The sequence below is a fragment of the Sphingomonas sp. QA11 genome, assembly GCF_028473665.1.
Classification (GTDB): domain Bacteria; phylum Pseudomonadota; class Alphaproteobacteria; order Sphingomonadales; family Sphingomonadaceae; genus Sphingomonas; species Sphingomonas phytovorans.
This window is the reverse complement of the sequence record NZ_CP098774.1, coordinates 1,702,931-1,723,147: the sequence shown is the minus strand read 5'-3', so window position 1 is coordinate 1,723,147 and position 20,217 is coordinate 1,702,931. Positions and strand designations below refer to the sequence as shown.

Sequence of the window (20,217 nt, the reverse complement as noted above, 5' to 3'; positions counted from 1 at the left end):
CTTCATGGATTGCCTGGGTGCGCCGCTGGACCGTTGATCACTGGACGGCGCGAGCGTTGGAAGGGAGATGTTCACTGCGCCTGAAGATACGCCCAGGGCCTCAGGGCCCGGTCGCGGGTGCGGAACGCGTCGATCTCCGCACCGCGCTCCAGCGTCAGGTCGATCGCGTCGATGCCGAGCAGCAGCATGCGCCGCGCCTCGTCCTCGATCTGGAACGACCATGCACGATCCGCCACCGTGACGTGGATAGTCTCCAAATCGACCGTGACGGTTTCCCGGCCATCGCTCGCTTCCACAAGCGCGGCGATCTCGCGCACTGCCTCTTCAGCCAGTTCGACCGGCACGATGCCGTTGCGCACGCAATTGCCGCGAAAGATGGGATTGAAGCCCGGGGCGATCACCACGCGGAAGCCATATTCGGCCAGCGCCCAGGCGGCGTGCTCCCGGCTCGATCCGCAACCGAAATTGGCCCCGCCGATCAGGATCCGTGCCGTTTCATATTCAGGACGATTGAGTACGAAGGCAGGATCGGGATCGCGTCCGCCAATCTCGGTATAGCGCCAGCCGGCGAACAGGCCTTCGGCAAGGCCCGTTTTCGACACTGACTTCATTTCGCGCGAAGGAATGATCGCGTCGGTATCGATATTGTCGCGCATCAGCGGCAGGGCGACCGCGTTCAACGCGCGGAACGGTGCCGCGCTCATGCCGCCACCAGGCGCGGATCGGCGATATGCCCGGCGATCGCCGAAGCGGCGACCGTTTCCGGCGAGGCGAGATGCGAGCGCGTCTCCGGCCCCTGCCGGCTTTCGAAATTGCGGTTGGTGGAGGTGATGACCCGTTGCCGGAACCCGAAGCTCTCCCCACCGGCGAAGAAACACATTGAACAGCCTGCCTCCCGCCATTCGAAGCCGGCGTCGAGGAAGATGCGGTCGAGCCCTTCGGCCTCCGCCGCCGCCTTGACCGCGGTCGAGCCGGGCACGCAAATCGCCTTCACACTGACCGCCACCCTGCGCCCGCGCAGGATCGCCGCGGCACGGCGCAGGTCGGAGAGGCGCGCGTTGGTGCAGGATCCGATGAACGCGGCGTCGATCGGCAATGTCTCCAGTCGGTCGCCGGGCTGAAGCCCCATATAGGTGAGCGCGCGATCGTGGCTTGCCCGCGTGCCGGCGGCTGCCGCATCGAACGTCGGCACAGGATCGCCAAGCGCTACGGCCTGTTGCGGACTGGTTCCCCACGAAACCATCGGCGACACGGCACCGGCATCGATGACATGATCGCTATCGAACACTGCATCATCGTCCGACTGCAGCGTCCGCCAGAAGGCCACCGCGTCGTCCCAGTCGGCACCGGCCGGCGCATAGGTCCTGCCACGCAGAAAGGCGAACACGGTCTCGTCCGGCGCGATGATCGCGGAGAAGGCGGCGAGTTCGGTTGCCATGTTGCACAACGTCAGCCGCGCCTCGACATCGAGCGCGCGCACTGCCTCGCCGGCATATTCCAGGTGATGGCCGCTCGCCCCCGCTGAGCCGAAATGCGACACGATGTGCAACGCGAGATCCTTGGCGGTCACGCCCGTGCCGAGTCGGCCTGTGATGGTGATGCGCATCGTTTTCGGCTTGCGCACGCGCAACGTGGCGGTGGCAAGCGCGTGTTCCGCCTCGGTCGAACCAATGCCCCAAGCGAGCGCGCCGAGCGCACCTTGCGTGCATGTGTGGCTATCTGGACAAACCAGTGACAGGCCCGGCAGCACAATGCCCTGTTCGGGCGAGATCACGTGAACGATGCCCTGGCGCGGATCGCCGATGTCGAACAGGGTCAGCCCGGCATCGAGCGCCCCTTTCCGCGTCGCGGTAATGAACTGCGTACCGGTCGGCATGATCGTCCTGTCGCCACGACCAGGCAGGGTGTCGACGATATGGTCCATCGTCACGAAGACCTGATTCGGATCGGCGACCGCGCGGCCGGCGTCGGCCAGGCTTTGCAGCGCGACACCGCCGGTGCGTTCGTGCAGCAGGATTCGGTCGACCAGCAACAGGCTGGTGCCTTCGCCAAGATCCGCAACCGCGTGCATGTCCCATAATTTGTCGAACAGCGTGCGTCCCACGATCAGGCGACTCCCCCGCTCGCCCTGAGCTCGGCGATCGCCGATGCCGCATAGCCCAGTTCGGCGAGCACCGCATCGCTGTCGGCACCGATGCCGGGGATGTCGCGGCGCAGGCTCAACCGCTCACCGTCCAGTTCGACCGGCAGGCCGGGCAGCTTGGTCGTACGGCCGTCCGGCAGCGTCAGGTCGATCAGCCCCCCGGCATTGAGATGCGCGTCGTCGAACAGATCCTCCGGCCGCATGATCGGCGCGAACGGCAGCCCGATCGTTTCGAGCCTGGCGATCAGGTCGGCGCGCGACATCGCCCCGAACAGCGCGCGAATCTGCGGGAGTATCTCGTCGCGCGACAGGACTCGCTGATTATTCTTGGCGAAGCGTGGATCGCCGCCCAATGCCTCGAGTCCGAAGGCGCTACAGAATGCGGTCCACTGGGTATCGCTGACCACGCCGACGAACAATTGCTCGTCCGCCAGCGCGGTATCGAACACATCATAGATCGCCCAGGCGGAGATGCGCACCGGCATCGGCCGTGCCGCCTGCCCTGTCACCGACGCCTGTGCCATATGTTGACCGACCAGGAAGGCGGTCGTCTCATACAGCGAGCACCGCACTTCGCCACCTTCTCCTGTAGTGTGACGGCGCTCCAGCGCCGCAAGGATGCCGATCACCCCGAACATGCCGCCCGTAATGTCGATCACCGATGAACCGGCGCGTAGGGGCCGTCCCGGTGGGCCCGTCATATAGGCAAGGCCGCCCATCATCTGAGTCACCTCGTCCAGCGCGGTGCGCTGTTCGTACGGGCCGGCAAGGAAGCCCTTGGCCGAACAATAGATCAGCCGGGGATTGTCCTGCTTGAGCGACTCATAGGACAGTCCGAGCTTGGCGAGTGTCCCGGGACGGAAATTCTCGATCAGGATATCGGCGTCGGCAAGCAGGCGCCGTGCGACGTCCAGCCCTTCAGCGCTTTTGAGATCGAGGCAAATGCTGCGCTTGTTGCGGTTGAACATGGGGAAATACCCCGCCCCGGAACCGAGCAGATCGCGCGTCTGGTCGCCGCCGATCGGCTCGACCTTGACGACCTCCGCGCCCAGATCGGCGAGGATGACGCCGACCGCCGGCCCCATCACCATATGGGTAAATTCAATGACTTTCAGACCAGCCAGCGGGAAAGCGCTCGTTTGCATCCATCTCTCGATATTGCTGTCACGCGCCTTGAATGGCGCCGCTGATTTGCTATAGACTTATGACAAATAACGCAACCAGCAACGAAAGGGCGGATCGATCGTGAACCCCATGCAAGGCCTCGACATTCCCGACGCCGCCATTTCCGGCATCGACATCCTGGTCAGCGAAGTCGGCCCGCGGGACGGGTTGCAAAGCGTATCGCAAATCATGCCGACCGAAACAAAAAAAGCGTGGATCAATGCCGAAGCGGCGGCCGGCGTACGCGAGATCGAGGTTGGCAGCTTTGTACCGGCAAGCATCCTGCCGCAGCTCGCCGACACCGCGGAGATCGTTGCCCATGCGCTGACCATCCCCGGTCTGACCGTCGCCGTGCTCGTGCCCAACATGCGCGGTGCCGTGGCGGCGATCGAGGCGGGCGCTCACAAGATCACCCTGCCCCTGTCGGTGTCGGAGACACATTCGCTGCGCAACCTGCGTCGCACACATGACCAGGTACTGGCCGAGGCGAAGGAGATTGCCGGGCTGATCGCAACCCTGCCGGCCGAGCGCCGTCCGCATTTCGAAGGCAGCTTGTCCACCGCGTTCGGCTGCACATTGGAGGGACCGATTCCCGACGCGCAGATCGCGCGGCTCGCCGAGGGGCTGATGGCAGCCGGATGCGACGAGGTCGGCATTTCCGATACGACCGGCTATGCCGATCCTGCGGCGGTGAAGCGGCTGATCGCCTTGCTGCACGGCGTCGTAGGAGTGCAGGCGTTGACCGGCATCCATCTGCATAACACGCGGGGGCTCGGCCTTGCCAACGCGCTCGCCGCACTCGACTGTGGGCTGACGACACTCGATTCTTCGCTCGGCGGCCTTGGCGGATGCCCGTTCGCGCCCGGCGCCTCGGGCAATATTGTGACGGAGGATCTGGTGTTCATGTTGGAGGCGATGGGCCTGCGCACCGGAATCGATATCGACCGGCTGACCGCGGTCCGTGATATCCTGTGTCGCGCGATGCCCGGCGAACCGCTTTATGGTTTCATTCCCGACGCGGGCCTGCCGCTGGGTTTCAACACGGCCGGCGCGCGTCGGATCAAGGAGGCATCATGAATATCGTCGGCACGAAGATGGTCAGCGACGGCAAGACCGCGCGGCAATTGTTCGACGAAGTCATGGCGAACCCCGCGCGCAGCAAATTCGGCTTCGGCGAAAAGCTGGCGATCGTGAACGTCGATTTCCAGAACGCCTATACGCGGATCGACGAGTTCAAGACCGCCTATGAAACCGACCCGCGTCAGATCGAACATGTCAACACGATCTCCAGGCTCGCCCGCGCCAAGGGCATGCCGGTGATCTGGACTCACGTCGCCTATGCCGAGGATGCGTCCGACGCCGGCGTGTGGGGCACGCGGACGAACACGCCGGATTCCTTGCAGAACATCAAATATGGATCACGCCGCCACGCTTTCGACGATCGCTGCGAGATCGACCATGCCAGGGATGCGATCTACACCAAGCGCATGCCGTCGCCCTTCTTCGAAACACCGCTCCAGAGCCTGCTGGTGTGGCACAAGGTCGACACGGTGGTCATCACCGGCGGATCGACGTCAGGCTGCGTGCGCGCCGCCGCGGTGGATTCGCTGTCGCGCGGCTACCGCACGATCGTGCCGATCGAGACCTGCGCCGACAAGCATGAGAGCTATCACTTCGCCAACCTGACCGATCTGCAATTGAAATATGCCGATGTCGAACCCGTGCAGACGGTGATCGACTGGCTGGAGGCGCGTTGATGCGGGAGGGTGAAGCCGATCCCGGCCTGTACGATTTCCGCCCCTATCGCGACCGCGCCAGGATCGCCTGGCCCGACGGCAAGTCGGTCGCTGTATGGGTATCGCCGAACATCGAATTCTACGAACTTGATCCGCCGATCAATCCGCACCGCAAGAGCTGGACGAAACCGCATCCAGACGTCGTCGGCTATAGCCATCGCGATTATGGCAATCGTGTCGGGCACCAGAGGCTCGTCGATGTCATGGAGCGTCACGGCTTCAAGGGCTCGGTCTCGCTGTCGGTCGCGATGTGCCAGCACCATCCGGAGATCGTCGCGCAGGTCAATGCGCTCGGCTGGGAGTTCTTCAGCCACGGCGTGTACAACACCCGCTATTCCTACGGCATGGACGAAGCGCAGGAGCGCGCCCTGATCGAGGACGCGATCCGGACTGTCCGCGAGGCAACCGGCCAGACGATCAAGGGCTGGCTTGCTCCCGCGCTGACCCACACGCCGCGCACGCTGGACCTGATCGCCGACTATGGCCTGACCTATACCTGCGACCTGTATCATGACGACCAGCCGGGGCCGGTGCATGTCGCATCGGGGCGGCTGGTGTCGATGCCGTACAGCCTGGAGGTCAACGACCACTACGGCTTCTCGGTCTATAATATGAGCCCGCGCGACTATGCCGAAACGCTGATCCGCCAGTATGATCGGCTCGCGGCGGAAGGGGCGGCGTCCGGGACGGTGATGTGCATTCCGCTGCATGCCTATCTGATCGGCCAGCCGCATCGCATCGGCCCGTTCGAGGAGGTCCTGCGCCATATCGCCGCCGACGGCCGGGCGTGGATCACGCGCAGCGGCGACATTGCCGATCATTTCCTGGCTCATGACTATGACGCCGCGGCCGTGGATGCGGCGCGCTACAAGACGGAGGCCCGCTGATGGCGCTCGATTCCGCCTATCTCGACTATCCCAAGCGCCGACACGGCATGGACCATGAATTCTATCCTTGGTCGAGCATGAGCGAACGCCCGCCGATCGCCTGGCCGAACGGCAAGCGCGTCGCGGTGTGGATCATGGTCAATCTCGAATGGTTTCCGATCGTGCCACGGGACAAACCGTTTCGCGCGCCCGGGCATATGCAGACATCCTATCCCGACTATCGCCACTATACGGCACGGGAATATGGCACGCGTGTCGGCTTCTACCGCCTGCTCGACGCCTTCGCGAAGATCGGTGCGCGGGTGTCGGTTGCGGTCAACGGCGCGATCGCCGATCGCTATCCCTCGATCATCGCCGATATCGTCGCGGCGGGCCATGAGATCGTCGCCCATTCCACCGACATGAACGGCACGATCGCCAGCGGTATCGACCCGGACGAGGAGCGCGCGCTGATCCTGCGCGCGCTCGCTTCGCTTGAAAAAGCCTCCGGCATCCGCCCGCGCGGCTGGCACTCGATCGCCCGCTCGCAGAGCTTCGCAACGCCCGGCCTGCTGGTCGAAGCCGGGCTAGACTATATGTGCGACTGGGTGAACGACGAACTGCCCTACCGCTTCGCCACGCCGGCAGGCGAGATCGTCAACCTGCCGCTCAACCACGAACTGTCAGACCGCCAGATCCTGGTCGCGCAACAGCATTCGGTCGATTCCTATGCCGAACAGATGATCGACGCCTATGATCTGCTCGAACGCGAGAGCGCCACATTCGGCGGGCGGATGCTGCCGCTGAACGTCACGCCATACATCATGGGGTTGCCCTATCGCATCGACGCGTTCGAGGCCCTGCTCGCAACGCTCGCGGCACGTCCGGGCACCTGGTTCGCGCGCGGCGACGAGATTGTAGATGCCGCGATGCCGGCGATCTAGGCGCGGCATCCGCGCGGCCTTGATGACGGAAACCCGGCCGACGTCATCCTCGATCCTACCGTTCGGCCATCTGTCGCGGGCCCGTCGCTCGCCGCAGATGGCCGGGTAATTTGCCTTCCGCCCGCTATATGGACCAAAGTCCCCGCTGTGGCCCAGTCGTCTGGGTCGGATATCGGGGGGCGACCGCCCCTACACGCCGATCTTGCGCAACGTCAGCGGGCGCCGCGGGATAGTGACGGTCTTTTGCCGGGTGTAGAAATTCTCGCAGGCACGGCCGCCGTCGGCGCCGACGCCTGACTCCTTCCACCCGCCGAACGGTGCGCGCAGTTCGCGCATCATCGGCGTGTTGCACCACACGATGCCGGCGGCGATGCGCTCCTGCGCCTCCATGATCCGCGCTAGGCTCTGCGACCAGACATAGGAAACCAGTCCGAAGCGGCTTGCATTGGCAATCCGATATGCTTCCTCGTCGGTATCGAAAACCACCAAGGCGGCGAACGGCCCGAAGATTTCCTCCTGACAGACGCGGGCATCGTTGGATTCAGCGCGCACCAGGGTCGGCTCGACATAGCAGCCCTTGTCGAACCCCACCGCGCGGCGACCGCCGGTGAGCAGCGACACGCCCTCCTCCCCCGCCTGCGGCGCGAAGCTCAGCACATGCTGCATGTGCCGTGCCGAGACGAGCGGGCCGATTTCGGTCGCCGGGTCGCGCGGGTCGCCGATCCGGATGCGCCGTGCACGGTCCACGAATGCTTCGATGAAACGATCGGCGATGCCGCGCTGGACCAGGATGCGCGAACCGGCGAGGCATTGCTGGCCGTTATTGGTGAAGATACCGAGCAGCGCGCCATCCACCGCCTGTTCGAAATCGGCATCGTCGAACACAATATTGGCCGATTTCCCGCCGAGTTCGACCGTCGCCGGCTTGAGCAACTCGCCCGCCGTGCGCATGATCAACCGTCCGGTCGGCGTCCCACCGGTAAAGGTGACGACATCGACATCGGGGTTGCGGATCAACCGGTCCCCGGTCGTCGCGCCTCGGCCGTTGACGAGGTTGACCACGCCATAGGGCAGGCCCGCTTCTCCAAGGAGCGCCACCAGCTGGCTAATCGCCAACGGTGCCTGTTCGGACGGCTTCAGCACGCATGAATTACCGAAGGCTATGGTCGAGGCGATCTTCATCGACCCGAGGGCGAGCGGCGAATTCCATGGGCTGATCAGCGCCGCGACGCCGATCGCTTCGCGCCGCACCAGCGTCAGATAGTCCGGATTCTGCTCGTACAGTTCGCCCGTGCTCTGACCAATATAATCGGCGAAAAAGCGGAAATTGTCCGCCGCACGGGGAATCGACCGACCTCGGATCTGCGCCAGGGGCAGCCCGGTATTGCCGCATTCGATATCCGCCAGACTATCGGTGGCGGCGTCGATCAGGTCGGCGCAGCGCCGTAACACGGCCTGCCTCTTGTCGACCGGCATGGTCCGCCACACGCCTTCATCGAAACTCCGGCGGGCCGCGGAGACGGCACGGTCGACCGTCGCGTCGTCCGCTTCGGGCAGTTCCGCGATCAGCAGGTCGGTGGCCGGATCCACGATCGGGATCGGCGCTTGGCCCGTCGAGACAATTTCGCCGTCGATCAACGCGGTGATCATGTTCATATCTTCGTCCTTTCGGGGTCAGTCGCCGCCACACAGCGCGCATGCCAGGCCTGCGAGGCGGGAGAAGTCGGATCGAGCAAGTCCCCGCCACCAATGCGCGCGCACAGGCCGGCGGCGAGACAGAGGTTGGAGGAGAGGATCGGCATGCCCACCGGCGCAGCGGCGATCAGCGGCAGCGACGGCATGCCGGTGCCGCTGAGCAGCACCGCGTCCACGCCAGCCAGATCGATCCGGGCAAGCGCGGCGGCGGCCGCATCGCTGCCCAGCGCATAAATCCCGCGCGTATCAGCATCGGGCGCGAGATCGCCAGCCGCGGCAACCACCGCGAGATCATAACCGCGCCCGCGCCAATATTCCGTGGCGGCCTCGGCGAGCGGCGCTGGATAGGGTGAGAGCAGCGCGATACGCCGCGCGCCGATGTGGCGCAGTGCGCGATCCACCGCATCAGCCGCGGTGACGATCGCATAGCCGAGCCTGTCCTCGCAGGCGGCGATCACGCTGCGCGCCTGCGCTGCATCGACCAGATAGGAGGACGCGGTACAGGCAAAGCCAAATGCATCAGGCCGGAATGTATCGAACGTGGCGAGAGAATCAGCCAGGCCAAGCAGATACTCACGCAGCCGGTCGCTGGCGGCAGGCGCGGTGCTGGTCAGCCGGGTGACTGTCAGGCTGACGGCGGGCGGCAGCAGGATGGCGAACTCGCTTTCGACCGTCGGGTTGGCCTGCGGTGTGCCGATGGCGATGCGCCCCCCGCGGCCATAATCATAGCCGCCGCTTGCCGGCTCCACGATCGTCATGCGATCTCGGCCGCGCGGCGCAGCCCCGCGATCATCGAGCTGCGCAGCAGATGCTCGCGTGCCGCGATCGGATCGGCCGCAGTGGCTTGCAACGCGGCGAGCATGTCGCGGCGCTTGTCATGGTCGCGCTCCTGCATCCGGGCGCGATTGCGATCGGCCTGGGCGAGGACCTCCTGCTCCGCGATCGGGCGACGCCTGCGGGTATAGCGATCGAGCAAGTCGGGCGCGGCGCCGTTCCACACCTGCCGCAATGTGTCGGCCAGTTCGAACGCGTCATGGACGCCACCGTTCATGCCCATGCCGCCGGCGGGCGAATTGACGTGCGCGGCGTCGCCTGCGAGCAGGATACGGCCGGCGCGATAATCGTCCGCGATTCGCATATGGACACGATAGGCGCGCGTCTCGAGCACTTCATGCCCCGCCGCGTCAGGCGCGATCTCCTGCAGTTTGCGAGCGATGCTCTCGGGCTGCAGCCCGTCGTCAATGCTCTCGTCATGGTCGGGATAGAGGCTGCAACGCCACAGATGGCGCAGGCGAAGCAGCGAGAATGTGCCGCCTGCCTTCCAGACATAGTTGACGTTGGAGAGACCCGGCAGATGATCCTGAAACGGGAATGGGGTGGTGGCGAGGATCGTCGTTTCGGGGTAGGTCTTGCCCACGAAAGCGATTTCCGCCGCCTGACGCACCACGCTGCGTGATCCGTCGGCGCCGATCAGATAACGCCCCTCGAGCAGTACCGGATCACCGCCGTCGACCGGGCGGGCAACCACCTTGACGCCCCCATCGTGCTGCAAGACCTCCTCGACCCGCTGCCCAAGCATCAGGTGCACCTTGCCCTCCGCCCGCAGCCGATCGAGCAGCAGCGCACAGAGTCGCGACTGTTCGCATTGCAGGCGAAACGGGTGGCGCGTATCCCCGGCAAGGACCGAGAGATCGAATTCCGCACGCTCGCCTGTTTCATGCAGGCGGATTTGCCAGGTCGGGCTGCGCAACCCCTGAGCGACCAGCGGTTCGGCTAGGCCAAGCGTATCGAGCATGTCGAGCGTCGGCGGATGGAAGGTCGAGGCGCGCAGGTCATTGGCGAGCACCGGCTCCGCCGCGATCAACGTGCAGGGAATGCCGTGATGGCTGAGCAGATAGGCTGCGGTCAGCCCAACCGGCCCTGCCCCGACGACGATCACACCCGTTTCCATACCCGCTCCAGCTATCGCTTATTTGTACTACTTCTAATAGTAATAAGCCGGGTGCAAGCGGTTTTCTCGCGGTCGGGCGCAGGTCGTCACCGGCTCTTTCGAGAATCGCATTCGCCCGATTGCCACTATCCCACGAGCGTGTTAGCCTCATTTCGGAACATCGTTCTATATGTTGATAAGATACGCCGAGGAGGCTCCGATGGCCGATCTGCAAGTCTCGAATTCCGCGGTTGCCGACATCGAATCGGTGACACAGCCGACCCATGACGAGATCGCCCGCCAGCGCTTCTGCAGCACGCTTCGCCGCCACGCGATCCAGGATTTCGTAGGCGCCTTGGAAAGCGATTATCGCAATCGAGTCGCGCCGCGCCTCCCTGCGCCGAACGACTGGCACGACATTGATCGCGCGATGAAGAACGAGCCGAGCTACCGCTTCTACAGCACGCTACGCTACAACGCGCAGGAAATGTGTTTCCAGTCGGTTCAGCCGGAGGTGGAACGCGCGCTCCCGGAACTGATCGCCGTCGCACGCGATGCCGCGGAGCGCAGCCCGGCCGGTGGTTCGCTCCGCCTCACACCCGGCTTCGAGGTACCGTCCTATGTCAGCACGCTCGACGTGCACCTGACGCCAGGCTGTTTCCACAGCGAATGGACTGATGACGATGTGGCGCAGGGCGCCGTGGTGAGCCTCGGCTCGCGCGTGTTCACCGCGCAGCAGAGCCATCGCTCCTGGGGCGGTGTGGCGCGCGTCATCAGCCGGTGGATCAAGACCGAATTCCCAGACGTTGCCCCCCGGCGGCTGCTCGATCTCGGCACCACGTCGGGCAAGAACCTGATCCCTTATGTACAGGCTTTCCCGGGGCTTGAGGCACATGGCATCGATGTCGGGGCGCCACTGCTGCGCTACGGCCATGCCGTCGCCGAACATGAGAACGTCCCGATCCACTTCAGCCAGCAAAATGCCGAAGGGACCGATTTCCCCGACGGGCATTTCGACCTGATCGTATCGAGTTTCTTCTTCCACGAAATCCCGGTCTGGGCATCGAGGAAGGTGATCGCTGAATGCTATCGCCTGCTCAGGCCCGGCGGGCTGATGGTCCATCAGGAGCTTCCCGCGCATGACCTCGTCGATACGTGGGAAAATTACTTCTGGAACTGGGACACACGTAACAACAACGAGCCCGGCTATACCGCATGGCGCAGACAGGATCCGATCGCGCTGATGGCTGGCGCTGGGTTCGACCCGGAAGCAAGCTTCGCGCACATCCTGCCGGACATCAATGCCTATCCCGATCGCGGCACCGCGTTCGCGTGGGACGAGCCGGGACGGCCGCGCCACGGCAAGGGTGGCTGGTACGTGTTCGGCGGCCGCAAGCCCGCCTGACCAACCCACCGATATCCGCCATCAGACAGCATAAGGGGCATCGAGCGTGACATTGGAAAAGAACGGCCCGGCATATCGCTGGTATGTCGTCATATTATTGCTCGGCGTCTTCATCCTCTCTTATTTCGACCGCTTCATCCTCAGCCTGCTGGTCGAACCGCTGAAGGCGGCGATGAAGCTCAGCGATTTCGAGGTCGGGCTGCTGCTCGGGCCGGCCTTCTCCACGTTCCACGTTCTCGTCGCGATCCCGCTCGGCTGGTATGCCGATCGCTCGAACCGTAAATATCTCCTGCTCGCCGGCATCGTCATCTGGTGCTCGATGACGGTGGGCAGCGGTCTCGTCGCGACCTTCCTGCCGCTGTTCCTGATGCGCCTCGGCCTGGGTCTCGGTGAAGCGGTGGTCAGCCCTTGTTCGGTGTCGATCATCAGCGACTATTTCAACCGCCGCGAACGACCCCGCGCGATCAGCGTATATATGGCCGGGCCTTATCTCGGTGCCGGCCTCGCGTTCCTGCTCGGCGGCCTTATCGTCGGGCATCTGCAGACGATAGGCCATGTCAACTGGCCGATATTCGGCACGCTGGCACCGTGGCAGGCGACATTCGTGCTCGTCGGCATTCCCGGTTTCATCTTCGCCGGGCTGATGATGACGGTGAAGGAGCCGGTTCGGCAGGAGACCATATCGGCGCGCGCGCCCGCAAGCGCCGCGTTCCGCTATATGGGGCAGCGCTGGCGCGGCTTCGGCGCCCTGATCGTGGGGTCGACCTGCAATTTCGCGCTCAGCGCGCTCACCTTGTGGAACGTGCCACTCTTCTCGCGCCTGTGGGGCTGGGGCATCGCCGAGACCGGGTTCGTCACCGGCATCTTCTATTTTACCGCCGGCCCGATCGGCACCGCGCTCGCGGTCTGGGCGCAGCGGCATTTCGCGATCGGGCGGGTCGACGGATCGATGCGCGTGCTGATCCTGGGCCTGCTGATCTGCGTGCCGTGCAGCGCGCTCTATCCGATCATGCCCAGCGCTGAATTTGCCGTGGTGTTCATGTTCATCGCGTTCATCGGCAAATCGGTGGCAACGGCGGGTGGCCCTGCCTCGATGGCGCAGATCACGCCGGGTGAGGTGCGCACCCAGTCGATGGCGATCTTCAACACCTTCATATCGCTGATCGGGCCCCTGCTCGGCCCGCCGATCATCGGTTTCGCGACTGACATGACGGGCGATCCGAAAAAGATCGGCGTGGTACTGAGCTGCTATGTGCTGGTACTCGGCATCCCGGCGATTCTGATCTGCATCGCGGGCCTGAAATATTACCGCGCGGCCGTTGTGGAACTTGAGTTGGCACTGGCGAATGCACCCGCGCACGGGCATAATTGATCCGCGCCCATAGTTGAAGAACGCACTCCGGTGTGAACGGTATAAGCGGAGACTGAATTGGATAAGACGATCGTCAAGGGCATGCAGGTGCTCGAAGCGCTGGTCGCCGCACAGCAACCGATAGGCGTGTCGGAATTGGCCCGGCAGGTCGGGCTGACCAAGAGCAACGTCCATCGGTATTTGCAGACGTTTATCGCGCTGGGCTACGCAACGGCGGCCGACAGTCGCTACTCGGCGACACTGAAGATCTGGCAGCAGGGCGCCAAGGTGATCGAACGGCTCGACCTGCGCCGCACCATCCGCCCGATCATGGATCAGCTCGCTCGCGCAACGCTGGAGACCGTCCATCTCGCAATCTCGGACGGTGCCGACGTCATCTATATCGACAAGGCCGAGGGCGTGCATTCAGTGCGCGCCTTCTCCGAGATCGGGGAACGCGCGCCGACGCATTGCTCGGCAACCGGCAAGATATTCCTGGCGTACCATCCGACTGCGTTGCGCGAGACGCTTGAGCATCCCTTGCGCACCTATAGCCCGCGCACGATCACTGATCCCGATACCCTGGTTGCCGCGGTGGAAGCGGTCCGTGCGGCGGGCATCGCGATCAATCGCGGAGAATGGGAAGCGGCGGTCGGGGGCGTCGCCGCGCCGGTCTGGGGCCCGGACAATCAGATCATTGCCGCGATGGGTTTGGCGCTGCCGCTGTCCCGCTTCGGCGAGGAGAATTCCACCGTCCTGATCGCACAGGTCCGCGCCGCAGCCGCCCAGGCATCACGCACACTCGGCGCATCGGTGTCCCAGATCGAGGGTGAGGCGCGCCTGGTCGCCTAGAATCGTTTCCGGCTGACGCGCCCGTATCCACAGTCAGCTATCGAACTCGCGCGTCCAGCGGATGCGGGTGAATTCGACCGCCTCCGCCAGTCCGACAGCGCGCCTGATCAATCGGTGCCTGCTCACTGACACTTATTTGAGTGTTGGACAGGATCGGGGCGCCAGTCACTGCCACGGGTCCATCACTTCGCACGAGCCCTCCGCCCGGCGCTGATCTCCGCAAAAATGTTGCTTGACCCCGCATCCCGGCGCAGCTTAGCTTTATTATGGAACGATGTTCTATAATTCAGAACAACATCGAGGACGGGATATGTGGGACCTGATCGTGGTGGGCGGCGGATCGGCGGGACTTCCCGCAACCATCTTCGCTGCGGAACATGGCGCCAGGGTTCTGCTTCTCGACGCAGCCGACAAGCTGGGCGGTACATTGTGGGTTGCGACCGGCCAGATGAGCGCGGCCGGCACGCGCCTGCAGGCCGCGAACGGCATCACCGACACACCCGATGCCCATTTCGAGGACGTGATGCGGATCAGCCGGGGCACGATCGATCCCGCGCTTGCCCGCCTTGCGATCGACAACGCCGCCGACACGTTCGACTGGTTGATGGACCGCGGTTTCGCACCCATGCCCGATCATCCCGTTACCGGCTTCGGCCACGAGCCATATCGGGAAAAACGCTATTACTGGGGTCCGGAAGGCGGGATCAGCGTCAAGAACGTGCTGGTCCCGATCGTCGACGGGCTGGTCGCGAGCGGCGCGGTGACATTGAAGCTCCAGCATGAAGTAACTGACTTGCACACCGATACGGAGGGCCGCGTAATCGGCGTCATCGCGCAGGACGCAAACGGAACCCCGCATGATTTCGCGGGCACCAACGTCGTCCTCGCCTCGGGCGGCTATACCGCCGATCCGGCACTGTTCGCCGAACTGAACGGCTATCCGCTCTACAACGCTGCCCCCTACCCCTTTTCGCGTGGTGCGGGCCTGAAGCTGGGCCAGTCGGTCGGTGGCTATCTGCGCGGCTTCGAGAATGTATTCAATAATTTCGGCACGCTCTACAACAGCGCCACCTTCCCCGCGCGTGCGATCGGCACGGTTGAGCATTTCCCAGAACGCCGCATGCCATGGGAAATCTATGTCAATGCGCACGGGCAACGCTTCATCCGCGAAGATATGCCCAGCGTCGATGCACGCGAAATGGCGCTGAGCCTGCAGCCCGACCGACGCTACTGGATCATCTTCGACCAGCACATCCTTGATACCGCGCCACCGATCGTGGTGGGCTGGAGCCGCGAGGATCTGGCACGGGCATTCGTGGAGGATGGTCCCTCCTTCTCCACCGCCGACAGCATCGCTGAGCTGGCCGGCCGCGCCGGGATCGATGCCGAGGCACTGGCCGACACGGTAGATGCGTTCACCTATGGCGTGCAGACCGGCAATGACTTCCTCGGTCGGGCGCCCGCTCCCGCAATGATCGGGCAAGGCCCGTTCTACGCGATCCGCATGCAGGGCAGCGCGATCACCGGCGCGATCGGCTTGGCGGTGGACACCGACCTCCAGGTCGTCCGCCAGGACGGCAGCGCGATCGGCAACCTCTACGCCGCCGGTGAACTGCTCGGCTCGGGCCAGACGATGGGGAAAGCGGCGTGCGGTGGCATGATGGTCACCCCTGCCCTGACCTTCGGCCGGCTGCTCGGCCAGCGGCTTTCAGGCGGGGTGAACTGATGCTGCCTTCCGTCAACATCCTGTCCGGCGAGCGCCGCTTCTATATCGACGGCCCCGATGGGCAGGTGCACTGCCGCACGCTCGGCGAGGGCGCCCCGGTCATGTTGATCCATCAGGCACCCTGGGGATCGATCCAGTATCACCGGGCGATGCCGGTACTGGCCTCGGCCGGCTACCAGGTGATCGTCCCCGACATGCCTGGTCACGGCATGTCGGATCCGCCACGGGAAACGGCAAGCATCGCCGGCTATGCCGACGCGGCCGCGGCGGTGATCGACGCGCTAGATCTCGGGAAGATCGCCGTCGCGGGCCATCATGGCGGCGCGCTGGTCGCCGCACGTCTCGCGGCAACACGGCCTGACCGGATCACCGCGCTGGTCACCGACAATATGCCCTATTATTCACCTGAGCAGCGCACCGAACGCGCTACCGGCGTGCAGGACGTGCAGGAGATCAAGCCGGACGGAAGCCACTTTACGGATCGTTGGGCAACGGTCCGCCGCATCGCCGATCCGGCATGGAGCGACGAGACGGTGCATATCGGCATCGTTGCTTATTTCGCCAACGGCCCCTGGAAAGAGGACGGCCACCGCGCGGCGCCCGCTTATGATCTCGACGCCGATCTCGATTCGATCGCCTGCCCCACGCTGGTCATCGCGAGCCATGCCGACCGCCTGTTTCCGATGGGCCGCCAGCTCGTCGAACGCCGCACCGACTGGGCCTATGCGGAGCTGCCCGGCGGCGCGGGCATGGTGTTCGAACGCGCGCCCGAATGGGCGGCGCCGATCCTCGATTTCCTCGGCGACGTCGCCAAGCCCAACTTCCGCCAGTCGAAAGGCCGCCACCAACCATGACGATCACGATCTACGGCCGTCCCGGATCCCGCGCGCGTCGCCCCTTATGGGTCGCCCGCGAACTTGGCCTGTCCGTACAGAACATCGAACCAGCGCCGGGCGAGACGAAACATGCCGCCTTTCTGGCTATCAACCCAAACGGCAAGGTCCCGGCGCTGGTCGATGAGGGCTTCACGCTGTTCGAATCCTTCGCCGAGAGCCTGTACCTCGCCAAGAAATACGGTACCGGCCGCCTCTATCCCGAGAGCGTCGAACAGGAAGCCCAGGTCTGGCAATGGACCTTCTGGGGATTGAACGAGCTTGAACGGGGACTCACCGTCTGCCTGTTCGAGCGCGCGATCAAAGCCGACTCCGATCGCGATGCGGCAGCGGCTGAACGTGCCGAGCTTGAACTCCAGGCACCGTTCAAGGTGCTCGATGCGGCACTGGCCGACCGCGACTGGCTGCTGGGCGGCGACTTCTCCGTCGCAGACATCAATCTCGCGGCAATCGCCGCGCTTGCGCGGCCGGCAAAAGTGTCCCTCGATTCATATGCTTATGTGCTTGCTTGGCTCGACCGCGCGACAGCGCGCCCGGCCTATGACGGGTGACATGTTGCGCCCATGACACACCAGCGGCGATCCCGCAGTTCAGTGCACAATTTGCGTGACAGTCGCGTTAATATGTCATAGCTTTATAACAAATAACAAACGACGCTTGCAGGTGGAGCCACGCCGACATGGTCGACGGGGGACGGGTGCTTTTTGAAAGGGTCAATGATGACGAACAAGCTGCGGTACGGCACGGTTTTTGGTCTCAGCCTCTATGCGCTGGCAGTAGCCAGCCAGGCTGACGCCCAGACAGCTCCGACGACAGCCGCCGAATCCGCGCCGGCGGCGGAAGAAGAGGGCCTCCCGGAGATCGTTGTCACGGCACAGCGCCGCGAGCAGCGGCTGCAGGATGTTCCGATCGCCATTTCCGCCTTCACCGCGCAGGAATTGCAGACGCGCCAGATCACGCGGACGATCGACCTCCTGTCCTACGTTCCCAACCTGATCGGCCACAACAACACCTCGGTCGGCACGGCCAACAGCTATTCGATGCGCGGCCTGAACAATAACGAGACGATCTCGACCTTCGATCTGCCCGTCGGCACCTATGTCGACGACGTCTATATGTCGCGGCAAAGCGCCAACAATTTCTCGCTGTTCGACGTCGAACGCATCGAAGTGCTGCGCGGGCCGCAGGGCACCCTGTTCGGCCGCAACACCACCGGCGGCGCGATCAACGTGATCATGAAGAAGCCGGGCGCGGATTTTGGCGGCTTCGTCGAGGGCAGCTACGGCAAATATGATCGCAAGCAGGTGCGCGGCTCAGTCGATATCCCGATCATCAAGGATAAGCTGCTCAGCAAGATCCAGGCTTATTACATCGACGACGCGGGCTATGTCGAAAATCGCGTCACCGGCGAAAAGCTGAATTCGGAGCATAGCTATGGATTTCGTGGCGCGCTCCGTCTGATCGGTGCCGGCAACACCAGCTGGGACGTGACTGGTGACTATAATTACCAGAGCTACGCCAACTTCCCCAACTTCTACGATCCCAAGACCGGCAAGCGTGTCAGCTACACGCGCCTGCGCGAGGATTCGACCGTGTCGCAGGTCTTTGGCGGCCGCAATTATCTTTCGCCGCAACTCGCCGACAACAAGCTCGGCAACGTCGCCCAGACCTATGCGCTGACGTCCAACCTGCAGATCGACGCGGCTGATCACCTGACGATCAACATCATCACCGGCTATCGCCACATCTACAACGAATACCTCACCGACAGCGCGATGAGCCTGGCCAGCGCGACGACTGTCTACACCGATCCCGGCAACATCGTCACCGCGGTACCGGGTGCCACGTCAGTGCTCGCCAACGACAGCTGGCACGGGCAGTTCAGCCAGGAGATCAAGGCCAATGGCGAAGCGTTCGGCGGGAAGCTGAACTACACCGCCGGTGTCTATTACATCCGCGAGGATAACGAGACGAGCTTCGCCAACGTCTCGATTACGGCAGCCGGCGTGCCGACGCTCGCGGCCGATCGCACGATGTACAACAATACCGATGCGATCGCGGGATATTTCCAGGGCGACTATAAGATCACGCCCGATCTCACCTTCACCGCAGGCATCCGCTACACGGCGGAATTCAAGGACATTCACTTCAGGCCCAATGCGAGCCCCTTGCCCTCGGTCGGGCTCAACCAACCTTTCACCACTGCGGACATCATCGCAGCGGGCAACCCGGTAAAGCAGACCGCCAAGGTGTGGACGCCGCGCTTCGCGCTCAACTACAAGTTCACGCCGGACATCTCGATCTACGCCTCGGCGACCAAAGGCTTCAAGTCCGGCGGCTGGGTGTCGCGCGCCTATAACGCGGCTGGCATGTTCTCGTTCGGCCGCGAAACCATCTGGTCCTTCGAGGGCGGCTTGCGGTCCCAGTTCTTCGACCGCAGGGTGCGCTTCAACCTGAACGGCTTCTACTTCAACGACTATGACAATCAGCTGCCGGCCGGCCGCGAGAATCCGCTGGTTCCGGGTCAGATCCTCTACGTCACGCGCAACTTCGCAGATCTGCGCAATTACGGACTGGAAGCGGAACTGACCATCGTGCCGGTCCGCGGGTTCAACATCTTCTGGACCGCGGGGTTGCAGCACGCCCGATTTGTCAATGTCGACCCATCGGTGCTGGCACAGGCGGCAAGCTGCCGGGCGGGCGTGGCAGTGACCACCAACTGCAACCAGGGCATCGTCACCGCGGCTGGCAACATCGCGCTGCCGTCGCGTGTGGCCCCGTTCAACTCGACCCTGGGCGCGAACTACACCGCCGATCTGGGCGGCTCCTTCCAGCTGACCCCCTCGGTGACCTGGGCCTATACCGACGGCAGCTTCCCGTCGGCGCAGAACGATGTGCGCGGCTATCAGGCCAAGCACAGCCTGTTCAACGGCGGCCTGATGCTGCGGAATCGCGACATGGGCTGGAGCCTGTCGGCGGACTGCACGAACTGCTTCAACAAGAACTACGTGTCGTCCTTCCTGATCTTCCCGTATCTCAACGAACCGGGCCGGTGGACGGTGCGCGCGCGCTTCGACTTCTGATTGCCAAGACCCCATGGCGGAGCGCACCCTTGCGCTCCGCCATGCGCGTTTCCGCCACAGGATTTCCCATGTCCGAACGTACCCGCCCCGAAGACGTCAGCCTGCCCCGCACCAGCAAAGGCAAGCGCCCGGTTTTCTTCGACGATCCGTCGATCGACCAGATGATGACCTTCTTCTTCGAACTGATGACCGAAGTGGCAGTGGCACGCGAACGCATCGACACGATCGAACGGTTGCTCGACCGGAAGGACGTGATCTCCCGCGCCGATATCGAAGCCTATCGGGCGGACCCGGCCGTGGAGGCCGAACGGACCGCGTGGCGCGACGCCTATTTCCAGCGCGTGATGCGAATGCATGCGCCGGATTGAG

18 protein-coding genes are annotated in these 20,217 nt (G+C 63.9%); 12 read left to right on the top strand and 6 right to left on the bottom strand.

Annotation, left to right across the window (positions count from 1 at the left end; all coding sequences use genetic code 11):
* Nucleotides 1–71: 71 nt before the first annotated feature.
* Genes leuD through NDN01_RS07840 form a run of 3 tightly spaced genes read right to left on the bottom strand, consistent with a single transcriptional unit; the run spans nucleotide 72 to nucleotide 3,288 of the window.
* The gene (gene leuD, locus NDN01_RS07850; RefSeq protein WP_272626795.1) at nucleotides 72–704 is read right to left on the bottom strand and encodes a 3-isopropylmalate dehydratase small subunit; all 633 of its coding nucleotides are present in this window, start codon (nucleotides 702–704) and stop codon (nucleotides 72–74) included.
* Entirely contained in the window at nucleotides 701–2,104 is a 1,404-nt protein-coding gene (locus NDN01_RS07845; RefSeq protein ID WP_272626794.1) for a 3-isopropylmalate dehydratase large subunit, read from the bottom strand. The genes leuD and NDN01_RS07845 overlap by 4 nt, the downstream gene beginning before the upstream one ends.
* 2 nt (nucleotides 2,105–2,106) lie before the next feature.
* Nucleotides 2,107–3,288 carry a CaiB/BaiF CoA transferase family protein gene (locus NDN01_RS07840; protein WP_272626793.1) on the bottom strand — a complete coding sequence of 394 codons (1,182 nt, stop codon included), beginning with the start codon at nucleotides 3,286–3,288 and terminating at the stop codon, nucleotides 2,107–2,109.
* Between the two features lie 109 nt (nucleotides 3,289–3,397).
* On the opposite strand from NDN01_RS07840, the gene NDN01_RS07835 reads away from it, so the two are divergent.
* From NDN01_RS07835 to NDN01_RS07820, 4 genes are read left to right on the top strand one after another with little or no spacing between them, the layout of a single operon-like run.
* Nucleotides 3,398–4,384 carry a hydroxymethylglutaryl-CoA lyase gene (locus NDN01_RS07835; protein WP_272628083.1) on the top strand — a complete coding sequence of 329 codons (987 nt, stop codon included), beginning with the start codon at nucleotides 3,398–3,400 and terminating at the stop codon, nucleotides 4,382–4,384.
* Complete coding sequence (locus tag NDN01_RS07830) at nucleotides 4,381–5,064, top strand: isochorismatase family protein (RefSeq protein WP_272626792.1); 684 nt, start codon at nucleotides 4,381–4,383, stop codon at nucleotides 5,062–5,064. Before NDN01_RS07835 ends, NDN01_RS07830 begins: the two co-directional genes overlap by 4 nt.
* Nucleotides 5,064–5,990, top strand: coding sequence for a polysaccharide deacetylase family protein (locus NDN01_RS07825; RefSeq protein ID WP_272626791.1), 927 nt, complete (start codon nucleotides 5,064–5,066; stop codon nucleotides 5,988–5,990). The genes NDN01_RS07830 and NDN01_RS07825 overlap by 1 nt, the downstream gene beginning before the upstream one ends.
* Nucleotides 5,990–6,913 (top strand): polysaccharide deacetylase family protein, encoded by a 924-nt coding sequence (locus NDN01_RS07820; RefSeq protein WP_272626790.1) that lies wholly within the window; start codon nucleotides 5,990–5,992, stop codon nucleotides 6,911–6,913. The genes NDN01_RS07825 and NDN01_RS07820 overlap by 1 nt, the downstream gene beginning before the upstream one ends.
* A gap of 189 nt (nucleotides 6,914–7,102) precedes the next feature.
* Here NDN01_RS07820 and NDN01_RS07815 read toward each other — a convergent pair whose 3' ends face one another.
* Genes NDN01_RS07815 through NDN01_RS07805 form a run of 3 tightly spaced genes read right to left on the bottom strand, consistent with a single transcriptional unit; the run spans nucleotide 7,103 to nucleotide 10,559 of the window.
* Nucleotides 7,103–8,569: an aldehyde dehydrogenase gene (locus NDN01_RS07815; protein WP_272626789.1), complete on the bottom strand. Its 1,467-nt coding sequence runs from the start codon at nucleotides 8,567–8,569 to the stop codon at nucleotides 7,103–7,105.
* The gene (locus NDN01_RS07810) at nucleotides 8,566–9,366 is read right to left on the bottom strand and encodes a maleate cis-trans isomerase family protein (protein ID WP_272626788.1); all 801 of its coding nucleotides are present in this window, start codon (nucleotides 9,364–9,366) and stop codon (nucleotides 8,566–8,568) included. Before NDN01_RS07810 ends, NDN01_RS07815 begins: the two co-directional genes overlap by 4 nt.
* A complete protein-coding gene (locus NDN01_RS07805; protein ID WP_272626787.1) occupies nucleotides 9,363–10,559 on the bottom strand; it encodes an FAD-dependent oxidoreductase in 1,197 nt (398 codons plus the stop codon). The genes NDN01_RS07810 and NDN01_RS07805 overlap by 4 nt, the downstream gene beginning before the upstream one ends.
* 199 nt (nucleotides 10,560–10,758) lie before the next feature.
* On the opposite strand from NDN01_RS07805, the gene NDN01_RS07800 reads away from it, so the two are divergent.
* From NDN01_RS07800 to NDN01_RS07765, 8 genes are all read left to right on the top strand, one after another.
* Entirely contained in the window at nucleotides 10,759–11,943 is a 1,185-nt protein-coding gene (locus tag NDN01_RS07800) for a class I SAM-dependent methyltransferase (RefSeq protein WP_272626786.1), read from the top strand.
* Between the two features lie 46 nt (nucleotides 11,944–11,989).
* Entirely contained in the window at nucleotides 11,990–13,315 is a 1,326-nt protein-coding gene (locus tag NDN01_RS07795) for an MFS transporter (RefSeq protein ID WP_272626785.1), read from the top strand.
* A 57-nt stretch (nucleotides 13,316–13,372) separates the two neighbouring features.
* Entirely contained in the window at nucleotides 13,373–14,146 is a 774-nt protein-coding gene (locus NDN01_RS07790) for an IclR family transcriptional regulator (RefSeq protein ID WP_272626784.1), read from the top strand.
* A 310-nt stretch (nucleotides 14,147–14,456) separates the two neighbouring features.
* A complete protein-coding gene (locus tag NDN01_RS07785) occupies nucleotides 14,457–15,872 on the top strand; it encodes an FAD-dependent oxidoreductase (RefSeq protein WP_272626783.1) in 1,416 nt (471 codons plus the stop codon).
* Entirely contained in the window at nucleotides 15,872–16,726 is an 855-nt protein-coding gene (locus NDN01_RS07780; protein WP_272626782.1) for an alpha/beta fold hydrolase, read from the top strand. The genes NDN01_RS07785 and NDN01_RS07780 overlap by 1 nt, the downstream gene beginning before the upstream one ends.
* Nucleotides 16,723–17,316, top strand: a complete 594-nt coding sequence (locus NDN01_RS07775; protein ID WP_272626781.1) for a glutathione S-transferase family protein — start codon at nucleotides 16,723–16,725, stop codon at nucleotides 17,314–17,316. The genes NDN01_RS07780 and NDN01_RS07775 overlap by 4 nt, the downstream gene beginning before the upstream one ends.
* A 165-nt stretch (nucleotides 17,317–17,481) precedes the next feature.
* Nucleotides 17,482–19,848, top strand: a complete 2,367-nt coding sequence (locus NDN01_RS07770) for a TonB-dependent receptor (protein ID WP_272626780.1) — start codon at nucleotides 17,482–17,484, stop codon at nucleotides 19,846–19,848.
* A gap of 68 nt (nucleotides 19,849–19,916) precedes the next feature.
* Entirely contained in the window at nucleotides 19,917–20,216 is a 300-nt protein-coding gene (locus tag NDN01_RS07765) for a hypothetical protein (RefSeq protein WP_272626779.1), read from the top strand.
* The last annotated feature ends 1 nt before the right edge of the window (nucleotide 20,217 follow it).